This window comes from Bradyrhizobium sp. 179 (assembly GCF_023073535.1).
Taxonomy (GTDB): domain Bacteria; phylum Pseudomonadota; class Alphaproteobacteria; order Rhizobiales; family Xanthobacteraceae; genus Bradyrhizobium.
On sequence record NZ_JADPJR010000084.1, the window covers coordinates 1 to 13,622 of the forward strand.

The following is a 13,622-nucleotide window of genomic DNA, read 5'->3' on the forward strand; positions in this document are numbered from 1 at the left end:
CGCGGATCTCATCGAGGCCAGCGGCCATGTGCCGCGCGCAAAGGCCGGACATATGACCGCACCGTCCCAATGTGTGAATCGATTGAAAAAGCTCTTGCCTCGCGGGCCGCTCCACATATGGGGGGCAAGGTCACTGGAGGTCGGCGGACATGATGAAACCGCTGTTCGATGGGTGTTCGTGAACGTGTACTTGCCTTCATCGGGACCGGCTTTTCAGACCGGCAGGCCGCCGAGCGATTTGGGTTGAGCGCGGCGCGCGTAAGCCACTGGCGAAGGTGGCAGCGGGAACGAGGCGAATGCCCAGCCGAGAACTCGGGGGCGAGATCGCAAGTATCACGGGGTGGATGCCCATCAGGCGAGGATTATGGCTCTGCTCGAAGTCTTGCTGGATATCCACCATCCAGAAATTGCGCACAAGGCCTGTCCTTCTATGGCACGATCCGCCCCTTCTTCGAGCACCACAGGCTACGCGTAAGAGGACGGCCATGTCACAGAGCATTATCGCCCTCACGTCTTGAGGCAACGCGAGATCTGGCGCGAGAGCCGGTAAACTCCGCCGACGGTGACCACGAGCCCGCCAGATTCCCGCATCGTTGTTTTCAGATCGCGTATGGTTATGGCACCGATCTCGCGCTCCAGATTTGGCGAAGAAAGCCACAAGTCTGGGTTAGCAGAGGGAGGTTTGACAAGCGTTTTGGGTACACGCGCGATACGTCTGGCCAAAGTCTGATCAAAGTTGCAAAAGGCCCCCGGCGGGCATGCCGGAGGCCTTCTTGGAGGTTTAGCTATCTATAGAGTCGTTTCGATTTCTCCTCTAGCTGTGCAGAAAATCTTACCAGTTGCGCTGAGCCCGGAGCAGCAGCGCTAGGCTGTTCTGATCCTTCAGCTCATACGCAGCCCCAGGCTTGGCGATGCCGGTCTGAACGGGCAGCGTCACGGTGCTTCCGCTGGCATACTTCTGGTCGAGCATGACGTAGGCAATTTCGGCCGTGAACGTGAAATTCTTGACGGGATTCCAACGAGTGGTGGCACCCACAACTGAGTAGTTGAAGTCAGGGTTACAGCCGCCGAGGCCGCTCGAGAGCGCGAGCGTCGTCACAAAGGCGCCGCAGATGTAGCCCTTGGCAGTGCTGTTATACCGGACAGCACCGAATCCGCCCCAGAGCGCACTGTTCCAGTTTGCGTTCCAGTTGTGAGTGTAACCGCCATTGAAGCCGTAAGTCGTGGTCAACTGCTGGCCAGCGCCAGCAACGAAAACGGAGTCCGAGACCCCGGCAAGGCCGACGCTCTGGTAAGCTCCCGGCACACCCGCACCGCCGTACAGCGCAAAAGTGGCGGGGCCGTATGATTGGAAGTTGTACCCCGACGCTCCGTTGGTATACACGCCTTGGACGTTGATTGTATCACCCGCTCCGGTTGGGACATTCTTGATCGACAAGGCTAGCTGTCCGGCCCAGCCCCACTTGTCGCTTGGGTGACCGGTCGTTTCGTCAACGCCATAGTAGCCAGCGTGATTATCATGCGCGGCGACCGACGCCTGGAAAAGCCCCCAAGCCTGGTCTACTCGAAGCGCTGCCACGAGGTCTGGAGCCCGCACTCCGCCAATGTCGCCAGCACCGTACGAGCCGGCGGCGAGACCTGCAGCGGTCGCACCACTCACGTTCCAAATATTGGTCGTGTTGCGAACGACCTGATCCTCGGCCGAGAAGCTGGCCGTAATGCCTTGCCCGAAATCCGCAGTGTAGGCAAACTGATTGACAGCCTCCCACCCGGCGCCACCCGGCAAACCATCGTAGCTGTTCGCCGGATAGTTGGTCCACGGAGAGGAGAACTGTGACTGTGCCCTACCAAAGGTGAACCCGGCAAACTGAAGGAACGCGTAATAGATGGAAAGCGAACCACCGGAAATCGAACCGCTGCCGCTGCCGGCCGGATTGCTTCCGTTATACGCAGTAGCGCCGTTTACCGCAGTGCTCCCGGCACCACCATATCCACCTGCGGTCCACGTAAAAGCCAATTCGGCGTATGTTCGAACGACGCCGTATTCAGTCGCAGTGCGCGTGTCGATGCCGAGATCAAGGCGGGACTGGGCAGTATAAGAGTTGCTGAGGCGATTGTGCGCACCACCGAGGCCGCCGGTGGGGGCGGCCCAGAGGCCCTGCGCACCTACTGCGGCGGAGGCGCGCACGTAGCCACCCAGCTTGATGCAGGTGTCGCTTCCGGGAATGTAATAGAAGCCGGCACCATACAGCGTGCAGATCTTCACGTATTCGACCGCCTTGGCCTTGACGGGGAGATCCGCTGCCTGCACCCCGGCACCGACGAGCATCGCCGCAGAACCGAGCAAAAGGCTCTTCGCCATATTCATAAAAATCCTCCAACCTGTTTCATGGAAGTGGCCGCTCAGCTGCTAGCCACCTCCGCCCCCAATGATTCTCGACCTGCAGGGCGTTCCTCGAACGTCAACTGTAAATCGACCAGTGTACGTCGCGGTGCGGACCATTCCGCCCCTCGCGCTATCTACGTTGACACATTGCGTTCGTTAGCGGCGTCTAAACTCTGTACGAAGCGGACGAACATGCGCTGAGGCTCTATGAGAGTGTTGCAATCGCGTCAGAAAAGTACAGTTCGTACCGTCTTGAAGGAAAAATGTACGGTTCGTACGTTGGCTCACTAGCTGAACGCGGCCGAATTGCTAGTTCGACGCGTTGCCACGCGCGCAGATGACGCGTCCGTCTCGAGTGGCTCAACAGACCAAGAGCCCGCCAATGATCGAAGCCGCAGGAGCACGTTTGCTTTATCTGCCGCCCTACAGCGCCGACTTCAATCCGATCGAGAACGCGTTTGCTAAGCTTAAGGCTTTCTTGCGAAAGGCCGCCGAACGAACCGTCGACGGGCTCTGGAGTGCAACATGATCCGCGAACACTCTAGGACCTGAAAGCATCAGTCGCGCTCGCCCGTACCGCAAAAGATTCGTGACAACTAAAATGAGAGCAAGTGCTTTCGGTATGAGACGCTCTAGCAAGCCGAAGCAACTCCTTCCTCGGAGTTACGCTCGACAGTGAGATGCGCGTTCTCCTTTGCGTTCGCATGTTGCGTCAGCCTCGCGACAGAAGTCCGTTTGCCTTACGATTTTCGCGTACGCATCCGGCGACGCCCGGCGACGGCCCCAGCCCAGGCCGACTTGGCGGTAGCCTGATCGCGCTTAAGCGGCGCGTGCGATGCTCCGCGGCTGACAAATCCAGATAAGAAGTTCCTGAATACGCTTGGCAGAGTGATCCAGCAGGCGAGCCATCACGCCACCTGATGCCTATTCATTGACGCTGAAACCTTCGCATGAAAGGATTGCTCGACAGAAACTCCTTCATCTTTGATCTAAGATGAAAGGTTAACGTCATCTACCAGGAGCCGGTCGCTGTTCTCTGCAGGCCACAAGGCACGCAGATGGCCTCAAAGCCCCTCGACTAGGGCGATGCAACCAGCATAGCCCGCCCCTCTCTCGCATGATTGATCGTCCGGTGTGGGCGAACTGAGCTATGCAGACTCGCGCTCCGGTTCCGCCATCGGCGCGTTCACAACGCAGGGGTCGCTTGCAGACCACCCCAGCGCACCCAAGGATCCACGATAGCGTTGTTAAACAATTTGCTTTTTTGCGTTTCGCTCGTAGTCCTCGTCTCCATCAATAGGGAGAACGCCTTCGCAGCCTGCTACTAAGATAGAAGCGACCGAACGGGACGGTCGGGCAAACTTTCTAAACTACCAACTCTCTCGCTGGGTTAGCGAAGTCAGAGGAGGCATAAGCGTCTGAAATGAGCCGGTAGCAATTACATGCCTTTTGCTCAAGGCGCTCGCGTTCATCTATTTGCAAGATGCCTCGCCTCTTCCGAATTAAACTTTGCTGTTCAAATCGACTGAGGGTCTCAGTGACTCCAGCGCGACGCAATCCTAAGACCGATGAAAGATAGTCATGCGTAACTGGAAGTACATGAGCGTCAAGCGCATCGCTAGCCAAACAGAGCCAACTCGCGAGCCGCTTTTCTCGATCGTGCCGGACGCCGCACAATCCTGCGTGAGCGCAATGCAACGACAACGCTTGAACGTAGCTAAGGAGATGCTCTCGAATTGCAGGACGCTCATTTATTGCCCGACGCAAATCCTCGACACGGATTCTGTGTGCGCCTCCGGGAAAGAGTACGATAGCTTGATGCGTCGGAAGATACCCTCCCACTAGCAGCGAAGCTCCCACCGCCCCCCGATGTCCTATGACCGCTGTTTCAAGAATGCTTTCCCCCGCCACAATCCTGAGCGAGACGAGCCCAGACTCGATGAAGTACACGTGATCGAGATTCCTTTTGGGCTCTTGCAAAATCATGCGTTCCCTTAAGACGATCGGCTCGAGAAACTCCCCAATTGCCGCGAGATCTTGGAGAGCACTCTTGGCCAATATTGCATTTTTGACAAAAGAGCGCGTGTTGGAACGCGTCATGCTGGTCAGCTGTGGCATCGGCTGCGCGCCGGCTGGCCGCTTGACAGCGGTACCTCTTGACGAGTCGTCGAATGCTTCGGGGACGGCGTGCACATGGTCGTTCATAGTGCGGTCGGTCTCCTGGGCTGTAGATCCTCGGCCGGGTCAACCCCCGCTAGACGTCACAAAATATTGATTGCTGATTGTAACGTCAGCTAACTCTCGATTGATGCAATAAACGCGAATTGACGATCGAATCCCGCGCTCTGAACCTGGCACCTGAAGAATTTCAGCGAACGCTCGGTGCCCGCCCCCTTGCCGTTGACCAAATGTCGCACGTGCCGCTGGACGCTATCCGACTGGCTCTTTCGGTTGCGCGAGATGAATGATCGCCTTGAATTGGCATAGCCGCAGGATGTGCTATCGAACCCAAGGTGCTTAGGCTCCTTCGCGGGCTTGCATCCCGGTCAGCACATATTTTCCACCGACGATCAGTTTCAAGTAAGAATCCAGTCATTCCAGCGCTCGCGGAGGCGCTCGCCATTGCACCGCCCGTCCGATCCAAAAGTATCACTGTGCATTGGTGGGTATGCTGCTTGCCTGTAGTCAGGCTGTCTAGCAAGCTTGCGGCCGAGTTTCTCCGGCATCACTTTGTAGGCGTTGAGGTTGCTCGGGCCATTAGGCATGAACTGAGCGAAAGCCGCCTGACCATCGGCGCGGTAGCGACCTTTGCGCGTTCTGCGCATTCGGGCTGCCCTTCGAAATCGCCCAATAGTCGCAACTCAGCCTGGCTTGTTTACGGTTGATCTCGAGCCGGGCGCCCTTGTCGACCAATAGACCCGCCCGTCCGTCGAAGGAATTCATGAGGTCGGCCGCTTTGTCGTGCATCATTTGCTGGATCTCAGATGCGATCGTCGACCATTTGCGAATTTGCGATTCTATCTTATCGACACTAGCGAAAACGCGGTCGACGTCCACCGGGTAGAGGGCGTCCGCAGCGACGCCGTCCACGTGAAGAGCTTCATCCGAGAACCCTTCGCCGCCGGATTTACCTGACACCAGCGTCCGAACTCCATGGAATTTTTTTCACGTCCCAGAACCCGGCCCACGTAGTTGGCCGCGGCTTATTCTCAGTTGTAGATCATGGCGTAAGAATCGACCAGTGCCGCGACACCGAATGGCTGTTTGGCGAAATCGACGATGCCCTCTAGCTCCTCCTTTTTCTAAATTGAGCAATCGATCTCCTCGAGGTCGCCCTCCTAGCCGCCGTAAAAGCTGGTTCTGACCTGCGCCAAATAGGTCGATCGTGATGTTACTGTTGGTCACAATTAGCTCAATCTGAGCTAAGCTGATTTGGTCCGTGACAGGAGTGACCTTGATCCCGGTCTCGGCTTGGAACGGGCTTCACATAAGCTTCGATGACCGCATTTCCCGAGTCTCCACCTAGACGAACCGAGTTCGTTTGGGGATTGCGCCGAAGCACGAGGGCGCGCCGCAGCAGCAAGGCTGGATGACGCTGCCTGCAGAAGACGTCTGCGATTCAGGTAAAAGCTCAAACACGGACGCCTAAATTCTTGTTGGTTCTTGCGCAAATACTAGCCGCACGCTGACGCCGAATATCGGCAACATACAGGCCATCAGGCTCGAACTTTGGCGTCTAATCTTTAGGAAATTAGAGTTTTTACTCGATGCGAGACATGGGCGTTCGCAAGATGCATGCCTCTCACGGCAGCCGTTTCGATCCTTGGTGTGTACGAATTTCGCTTCCCGTCGAAACGGAGGCCTCGCCGTTCACTCTTTTTCGCAGATAGCCGAGGCTTTGTACGAGCGTGCGCCCCGTATTTAGCCGAGAAGCGGTACAACATCAGCCAAAAGACCAGGTGCGCAGGCAGTCTGCCGCACTTAACATCCCTGGTCGGGTCCGGTCCGCGTGAATTATGAACCAATATCCGTGCCAATTGCGCGATCACCAGCATCGCTCAAGAAAACCACGATATGTGGCAGTCGCGATGGTCCACACATCTGTCACGAGGGAGTTTCTGACAACTACTCTCACCTACTGACAAGGATCTGAAAGACTAACGCTTACTTCTCACGTTCGACGTACGGACCCGCCTGAGCTGCGCGAAATGCACCAATTACTCGCTCAATGTCATTTTCGGTATGCGCCGCACTTACCTGCATACGAATCCGTGCCGCGCCTTCAGGCACCACAGGGTACGAAAATGGAACGACGAGGATACCTCGCTCGGCTAGGAATTCCGATATCTGAACAGCAATCGCGGCATCGCCGGTAATCACGGGTACAATCGGATGATCGCTGCCCGAAACTCGAAATCCAAGATCGCTCAATCCTTGGCGCAACTGACGAGTGCGAGCAGCGAGGTTGCTCCTGAGATCGTCCGCGTTTTCGGCCAACCCGATGGCAGCGAGCGACGCTTCACAGATTGCTGGCATCAACGAGTTGGAAAATAGATAAGGACGTGCGCGCTGTCGCAGCCATGCAATAATATTGGCGTGGCCCGACACATAGCCCCCCGATGCGCCACCCAGTGCCTTTCCAAGGGTGCCGGTAAGGATATCAACATGATCTTCCACCCCGTACTGAGCTGACGTTCCACGGCCGCGCGGGCCTATAAACCCGACAGCGTGAGAGTCATCAACCATGACAAGTGCGCCGTAACGTTTCGCAAGATCACATATACCAGGCAGGTCCGCAGCGATACCATCCATGGAAAACACGCCATCGGTTACAACTAGAACCGTTCGACAGTGACGCGTCTCGCGCAAAGCACGCTCAAGTTCATCCATGTCATTGTTGGCGTAGCGCAAGCGTTTCGCTTTGCAGAGCCGAATTCCATCGATGATGCTTGCATGGTTCAAAGTGTCGCTGATCACCGCATCGTCCGCATCAAGCAGGGCCTCAAAGACACCGGCGTTCGCGTCGAAGCACGAACTGAACAGGATCGTATCTTCCGTCCGAAGGTACTTGGTAAGTTTCTGCTCAAGGGCTCGATGAACGGAGTGCGTCCCGCAGATGAAACGCACTGACGACATTCCGAAGCCATGCTGGTCGAGACCCGCGTGGGCGGCTCTTACCACGGTCGGGTGATTGGACAAGCCGAGATAGTTATTGGCGCACATATTCAGGATCTCGCGAGCGCCATGTGCACGCAAGTGGATGTGCGCAGATTGCGGTGAAGCAATTTCCTGCTCAACCTTCAGAAGCTTTCGTGACGACAGTTGATCGAGATCGTCACGAAGCCGCTCGTCAAGTTGAATTCGCATAACACTTCTTCCTCATGGATAGGCGATAGCTGTCGACCATGCTGGATCATCGTGCTTTTGCCAGTAGAGCTCCATGAGACGACGGGTGACTGACCCGACCTGGCCATTCCCGATGACAGCCTGGTCGATACGTGTTACGGGCATAATGCCGCCGGCAGTCGAGGTGATGAACACCTCGTCAGCCTCCTTGATGTCAGCACGACCGATGTCAGTAGACGTGACGGGGAGCCCAACCTCGCCGCAAATATCGAAGACAGTCCTACGCGTGATGCCAGGCAACACCCCAAAGCTCGGCGTTCTCAAAGCGCCATTCTTCACAAGGAATACGTTGAAGCCTGGCCCCTCCGCAATGTGCCCATCTGTATCCACAATGAGCGCGGTCTCTGCCCCCGCGTCGTAGGCATCGAAAAGCCCCTTTACGAGATCGAGCCAATGATAATTCTTGATTGTGGGATCGACCGACCTAGGGGGTATGCGGACAGTCTCGCTGATCGCCACGTGCAGACCTCTTTCCAGTTGCTCCTTGTTGGCGACCGACCCATAAGGCACAGCAAAAGCGATAAAGCGGTTCTCCGCTTGGCGAGGATCGCGGCTGAATGTCGGCGACGAACCTCGGGTGCAGATCATCTCCACGTATGCCGATTTGTGCCCAGATAGAGCAACGCAATTGTTCAGGATAGATGTTATTTTCTCACGATCATGGGGCAGTTTCATTCTCAAACGCTCGACACCACCGAAGAACCTGTCGAGGTGCAAGTTCAATCGAAAGAACCTGCCATTCCAGACATGCGCCGTATCGTACGTTGCGTCGGAGTGCAGGAACCCCCAGTCGAGAACGGAAATCTTAGCCTCGGACATCGGAAGGTACTGCCCATCCATAAACGCCACCCCGTGCGGATAGCGCTGACGATCGATGTGATGCTCATCGACATTTGGAAGCGCTTGTGATGGCTGTGCCTTGGGCGGCGTCATGTCTAGTCCTTCCATTCCAGTTATTTGGTCCAGCTCATTTGAGCTTTGACGTGACAATAGTGGCTGCGACCCGCGTTGCCGGATCGCAAACGGCGCCGCCTGAAGCATCTCTGCCGGGATCTCGATCGGGCTGACTAGGAGGCCGAAACTCTGCGCCAGGAACGACCTGAAGCACCGAGTTCATCCTCGAGACATCGAAACCAATAAAGAATTCCTGCTTTCGGGGACAAAGGCCTCAAGCATAGGCTCCATCAACGTGGCCAAGTTATCGGGCCTAAGAGCCGGGATCTCCTAATCTAGGGCCTCCGACGGCCGAAATTCTGCGTTTGAACGGTAGATGCGAAGGTTTCATTGCCTGTGCGCCTTTCCTCAGAGTCCCGCGAACAGGTCGCGATGGAGGATCGGAGCTCGTGTCCGCCCCAGAACGGCTCCTAACGCCTGACCGATAATCAGGGGGCGAACAATGTATTTGCGATGTGGCCTGTCGCGGGCATGGCTGAACGCATGTAGTGGCGGGCGGGTTAAAATGAACCGCACATCAACATCTCCGTTGCGTTTCAAGCTGCGCGCCGCGCACCACCTTGGCCAGTATTACCAACCCGAACAGGAGATCTACGATGGTGTTCGAGCGAGAGCGGGTTTGATCGTTCGTCGCGCACGTCTCAAAGCTTAACAGCAGACGACTTACGTCTCTTCGGGAAGCAAGCGCGTTGCTTGGCCTCTAGCGCCACCCGGTGGCGTAGAGGGCCAATAGCCAGATTAGCAATGGCATCAAGATCGCTGCCACTGCGGCGATCGTCGGATCGATCTGATGACGGATGTTTTCCCACATCTTCAGTGATAAGTCCGGATCGAGACTCCACTCACCAACGACGTGATGACGACTTCGTCGAACCAGTGGATAAATGCGAAAACAGCGCCACCGATCAGGCATGGCCGGATCAAGGGCAGCGTCACTTTCATGAATGCCTGAAATGGCCCAGCTCGCATACTCATCGCTGCCTGCTCCAAACCCCGGTAGCGCATTGCATCGTCAAAACTGCATAACTTTGCGAACGTTGAGCATCGCGCTACTGTTGGAACACGATGTTCGGAGATCATCCAGCCCGGCATCTCGTAGGCCGGGCGGCTGTGGCAAGCGTGGCGGGCGCCTGTCTTTCAATGTCGAGAGATGAGACGGAACACCGCTGGCTCTGCATCGTGACCGCGCATCCAACCTCGATGTGTTTGACAATGGGTGCCGACTTCGACGCTGCCGCGCGGTCAGATTGAGGTTCAAAATTGCATCGGACCTGCGCTTGCCGGATCAATGCGCGTGTAGTCGGTGTAGCTGTCCTTGAATGTCTCATGATCAATCGCAGAGATTGAGATTAGACCGTTTGGCTGGCGACATCGAAGTGGGGACTCAGTACGCAATGCCATATCTTGACATTTTCCACGTGATGCTCATCGGGTTGTTACGCCGGACTCGATTATTTGTTCGCCCAGAAGGCAGAGACCATCACCGCCTTATCCAAAGGTAGCGCGTCGAGCATGAGGCGTGGATTTCTGGGCAGTTGATCATGGCGACAGACGTCAATTTCGAGGCTTGGCAGTTGGACTTGGCAGGCCTTCACCGCTGCACAATCCACCGGGCGAGATGCTCCCATATTGATGATCCCACTCTGTATTGACGTCGCTGCTCGCGAGGGTCGCCGATCACCAGAAGGTCGGAAATCGGTGATCTGTGGGGTCTGCGCGCCCTAACTCGAGCGATGCCTTCTGATCGCATCACAACGAGGGTGAGAAATTGCAGGAAATCAGCCCGTTATCGGCATTCGGAGCAGAAATTCGGCGGCTTATGACTTATGATCGTTCTTAGCCAAAATGCTCCTTGAACGGTTGTAAGCTTGTTCACGTAGCAGCTATGCTTCCGGGAGGAGCCTTCATGTTCACGACATCGCGGCGCAACTTTCTGAAAGGTGCAGCTTCGACTGCGGCAGTTGGCGCAGGCTTTGCGGGCGTTTCGGACGCTCGTGCTGCCGAGACAGTTACCGCCGTTGAGTGGGGCGGGAACTACTTTGAACCGATGAAGAAGATTGGGGCCAAGCAATCTGACGTTCAGATCAATTGACGACTGCATGCTGGCGGCGCCATGGCCATCTTGCCCAAGATTAAGGCTAAATGGCCGAACGCGGGCATAGATCTTTTGACTGGGTGGGATGCAGTCTGGCAAGCGCTCGCCCGCGAAGGCTGGGCAGAACCGGTCACCGTTGAGAACTGTCCGAACATCGCGGACATTCCGAAAAAGCTGCTGATCAGGGATGCTGCGGGTAGTGTCATCAACATTCCGCGCACCGTCACGTCGATGTTTTGGTTTTATCGGCAAGACACCACTCCATTCGAGATCACCAACATCGACGACCTTTTGAATCCCGCCTTAAAAGGAAAGGTCTGTTTTGCGTTACCCTCCCTCAATTCCAATCCCCAGATGGTATCCCTGGCGCTGCACAAGGGAGGCGACGAGAAAAACATGGAGCCGGCGTGGTATTTTATGAAAAAGCTGGCGCGAAGCGGAAATATCGGCCGCGTCGCCAATGCAGACACCGACATAGCCGCCTCTATCAGTTCTGGTGAAACCTGCGTAAGCCTTCAGGGGGGGACGTCTCCCTTCAAGTTGGGACAAACCTTCAAGATCCGATTTTTGAACACGATGGAACGACAGACCGGATTTCGTTCATTCGTGTACTCCGAGGGGTGGTGCGTTTTGAAAGGCGGGCGCACTCAAGCCGCATTCAACTCGCGAACTTTTGCAATAAATCCGGAGAATAATGCAGATTTCAATCGCGCAATCGGGGCCATACCCGCCAATGTCAAATCGAAGGTATCCGATGAAAACCACGCCCTTCGTATACGATGAAGCGGAAATGGAACGGTACGTCTACGTCCCCGACTGGTCTATCCACGCAGGCAAGTGCCTGGATGAAGCGCTGGGAACAGGAAATCGGCCCTCTGCTTTAGCTGCTGCAACTGGCGCTGGTCTAGATCGGTTCTGAGCGTTTTGGCTGGAGAGAGTGAATGAGCGCTGCTAGATCCCGAATACTGCTGCTACTTCCGGCAGTCGCGGTGTTCGCGCTTTTCCTTGCGATCCCAATGCTGACGGTTTTGGACGAGAGCTTCCGCACGTTCGAGCCCGGTCCAATTGGCTCGGTGCAAGGGGCTCCGCTCACTGTCGAGAACTATGCAGAACTCCTTCGTCCAGTCTATGTGCAGTATTTTGCGCAGACCTATTTCCCGTCGTTCTGCGCGTCCGCCCTGGCTGTGACATTTGCCTTTCCGATTGCCTACTACATTGCCAGGAATGCATCGCCATGGGTACGAAGAGCCTCGCTTGCCGTAATCATCGGTCGTGTCTATTCCCTTCAACTGACTTTTGGCTCCACCGGAATACTCGCTCCAGTCATGTCCGCTCTGGGACTCGATGTGAATGGCCGCTTGTATATCGATGTCGTTATCGTCGCCGGCTTGCTTCACTATACGATACCCATGTCAATACTGATCCTTATCGGAGCGATACAGAACCTCAATCCGCGCCTGCCCGAAGCGGCTCAGTCTCTTGGCGTCTCGGCATTCAAGTCTCACCTTACGGTAACAATACCTCTTTGCATCCGCGGACTGGTGTCAGCATTTCTAGTCTCGATGACATTCGGCGTAAGCGCCTTCGTCATCCCGTGGATTCTGGGTCGCGGGCGTGTGCTGTTCATTTCAAATCTTATCTACAGCCGGTTCAGCGAAATTGCGAATTACCCGAGCGGTGCAGCGATTTCGATCGTTATGATGGTTCTATCCATCCTCCTGATCTACGTGATGTCCAAGCTGACGACGCTACTTGACCGGACGTGAGAATAATATGTTTCGCAAGAAAGGGATCCGCAGCAAGAAGATGCTCAGCAAGCGAAATGCTGATGCCGTTCTTGGCGTGTGCAAGATTAGCGATTATCGCCGCGACGACAGCGTTCCTGTTGTTCCCGGTCATCGTCACCGTATTGATGGCCTTCGACGCCCGCGACTACATTGGCCGATTTCCGCCAATGGATCTGTCAACACGATGGTTTGCTAATCTTTTGTCAAATACCAGTTTGTGGGTTGGCTTCAAGACAAGCGTGCTTTTAGCACGGTAATTGGAACGCTTGCAGCCCTGGCCATTAGCCGGACAGCGCCGCGATGGCGTGACCCTATGATCACCATGTTTCTCTCCCCGCTCGTATTGCCGGGAGTGATACTCGGGTTCGGGCTGCTTATGTTTCTTTCCACCTTCAACTTGATGCCGGTGTTCACGAAGCTGCTGATCGGCCATTTGATCATCACTATACCGTACACCATAAGAATGAGTTTGGTTGGGCTTACTGGCATAGCTGAGACGCTACGTGAGGCAGCATTGACTCTCGGGGCCAATGAGCGCCAAGCCTTCTTCACCATCACTTTGCCGCCCGTCAAGAATGGTATTGCGGCTGGTGCGATTTTTGCCTTCGCCTTCTCCATGGACGATGTGGCGATCGGCCTTTTCCTGAGCGACTTCGACACTTATATCCTTCCGGTGGCCCTGATCAGCCTGATCAGGTCGCAATTCGACCTCACGATCGCTGCGGCCGCCGTAGCTCTCATGGGACTTACGTTGATCCTATTGATCGCCCTGAACCGCGTCTTCGGACTCGAGCGGATAATTGGCTATGGAATTTATCGGACCTAGACATGAACGTTCTCGAACTCAAAGATGTCACCAAAAGCTATGGAGGGTTTGTCGCAGTTGACAGTGTCTCCCTGAGGCACGTTGCTCGCCAATGAGCCAGGCTTCGTCGCCCGGGAGATGCTGCTGACCCTTATCCCATATCCGCTGCGGAGGTCCGTCGGCGGTGCG

General features: G+C 55.8%; 11 protein-coding genes and 1 pseudogene. 7 read left to right on the forward strand and 5 right to left on the reverse strand.

All coding sequences use genetic code 11. The features are described from left to right. Positions 1-247: hypothetical protein (locus IVB12_RS20895; protein WP_247301458.1), on the forward strand; the 247-nt coding region annotated here is incomplete at its 5' end. A gap of 585 nt (positions 248-832) precedes the next feature. Here IVB12_RS20895 and IVB12_RS20900 read toward each other — a convergent pair. Beyond that, positions 833-2,368 (reverse strand): porin, encoded by a 1,536-nt coding sequence (locus tag IVB12_RS20900; RefSeq protein ID WP_247301459.1) that lies wholly within the window; start codon positions 2,366-2,368, stop codon positions 833-835. Positions 2,369-2,771: 403 nt separating this feature from the next. Between IVB12_RS20900 and IVB12_RS20905 the strand changes: the two are divergent. Continuing rightward, a pseudogene (locus IVB12_RS20905) lies at positions 2,772-2,909 on the forward strand (transposase); the annotation flags it as partial. Positions 2,910-3,751: 842 nt separating this feature from the next. Here the strand turns inward: IVB12_RS20905 and IVB12_RS20910 are convergent. The 4 genes from IVB12_RS20910 to IVB12_RS20925 form a co-directional block, all read right to left on the reverse strand. Further along, on the reverse strand, positions 3,752-4,591 hold the full coding sequence (locus IVB12_RS20910) for a Crp/Fnr family transcriptional regulator (RefSeq protein WP_346658513.1): 840 nt from the start codon (positions 4,589-4,591) through the stop codon (positions 3,752-3,754). A 552-nt stretch (positions 4,592-5,143) separates the two neighbouring features. Next, positions 5,144-5,524 carry a hypothetical protein gene (locus tag IVB12_RS20915; RefSeq protein WP_247301460.1) on the reverse strand — a complete coding sequence of 127 codons (381 nt, stop codon included), beginning with the start codon at positions 5,522-5,524 and terminating at the stop codon, positions 5,144-5,146. Between the two features lie 1,026 nt (positions 5,525-6,550). Next, positions 6,551-7,753, reverse strand: a complete 1,203-nt coding sequence (locus IVB12_RS20920; protein ID WP_247301462.1) for a glycine C-acetyltransferase — start codon at positions 7,751-7,753, stop codon at positions 6,551-6,553. A gap of 12 nt (positions 7,754-7,765) precedes the next feature. Further along, positions 7,766-8,725: an aminotransferase class IV gene (locus IVB12_RS20925; RefSeq protein ID WP_247301464.1), complete on the reverse strand. Its 960-nt coding sequence runs from the start codon at positions 8,723-8,725 to the stop codon at positions 7,766-7,768. Positions 8,726-10,652: 1,927 nt separating this feature from the next. On the opposite strand from IVB12_RS20925, the gene IVB12_RS20930 reads away from it, so the two are divergent. The 5 genes from IVB12_RS20930 (at position 10,653) to IVB12_RS20950 (ending at position 13,454) form a co-directional block, all read left to right on the forward strand. Beyond that, complete coding sequence (locus tag IVB12_RS20930; protein WP_247301466.1) at positions 10,653-10,838, forward strand: twin-arginine translocation signal domain-containing protein; 186 nt, start codon at positions 10,653-10,655, stop codon at positions 10,836-10,838. Positions 10,839-10,859: 21 nt separating this feature from the next. Next, a complete protein-coding gene (locus tag IVB12_RS20935) occupies positions 10,860-11,624 on the forward strand; it encodes an extracellular solute-binding protein (protein WP_247301468.1) in 765 nt (254 codons plus the stop codon). Positions 11,625-11,782: 158 nt separating this feature from the next. Next, entirely contained in the window at positions 11,783-12,607 is an 825-nt protein-coding gene (locus tag IVB12_RS20940; protein WP_247301470.1) for an ABC transporter permease subunit, read from the forward strand. A 7-nt stretch (positions 12,608-12,614) separates the two neighbouring features. Continuing rightward, positions 12,615-12,824, forward strand: coding sequence for a hypothetical protein (locus IVB12_RS20945; protein ID WP_247301477.1), 210 nt, complete (start codon positions 12,615-12,617; stop codon positions 12,822-12,824). 21 nt (positions 12,825-12,845) lie between these two features. After that, positions 12,846-13,454, forward strand: a complete 609-nt coding sequence (locus IVB12_RS20950; protein WP_247301478.1) for an ABC transporter permease subunit — start codon at positions 12,846-12,848, stop codon at positions 13,452-13,454. The last annotated feature ends 168 nt before the right edge of the window (positions 13,455-13,622 follow it).

What these genes read in the sequence shown, in the direction of transcription:
- IVB12_RS20900 (WP_247301459.1), bottom strand. Translation starts at nt 2,368, where the DNA reads ATGAATATGGCGAAGAGCCTTTTGCTCGGTTCTGCGGCGATGCTCGTC.
- IVB12_RS20910 (WP_346658513.1), bottom strand. Translation starts at nt 4,591, where the DNA reads ATGAACGACCATGTGCACGCCGTCCCCGAAGCATTCGACGACTCGTCA.
- IVB12_RS20920 (WP_247301462.1), bottom strand. Translation starts at nt 7,753, where the DNA reads ATGCGAATTCAACTTGACGAGCGGCTTCGTGACGATCTCGATCAACTG.
- IVB12_RS20925 (WP_247301464.1), bottom strand. Translation starts at nt 8,725, where the DNA reads ATGACGCCGCCCAAGGCACAGCCATCACAAGCGCTTCCAAATGTCGAT.
- IVB12_RS20930 (WP_247301466.1), top strand. Translation starts at nt 10,653, where the DNA reads ATGTTCACGACATCGCGGCGCAACTTTCTGAAAGGTGCAGCTTCGACT.
- IVB12_RS20935 (WP_247301468.1), top strand. Translation starts at nt 10,860, where the DNA reads ATGGCCATCTTGCCCAAGATTAAGGCTAAATGGCCGAACGCGGGCATA.
- IVB12_RS20940 (WP_247301470.1), top strand. Translation starts at nt 11,783, where the DNA reads ATGAGCGCTGCTAGATCCCGAATACTGCTGCTACTTCCGGCAGTCGCG.
- IVB12_RS20945 (WP_247301477.1), top strand. Translation starts at nt 12,615, where the DNA reads ATGTTTCGCAAGAAAGGGATCCGCAGCAAGAAGATGCTCAGCAAGCGA.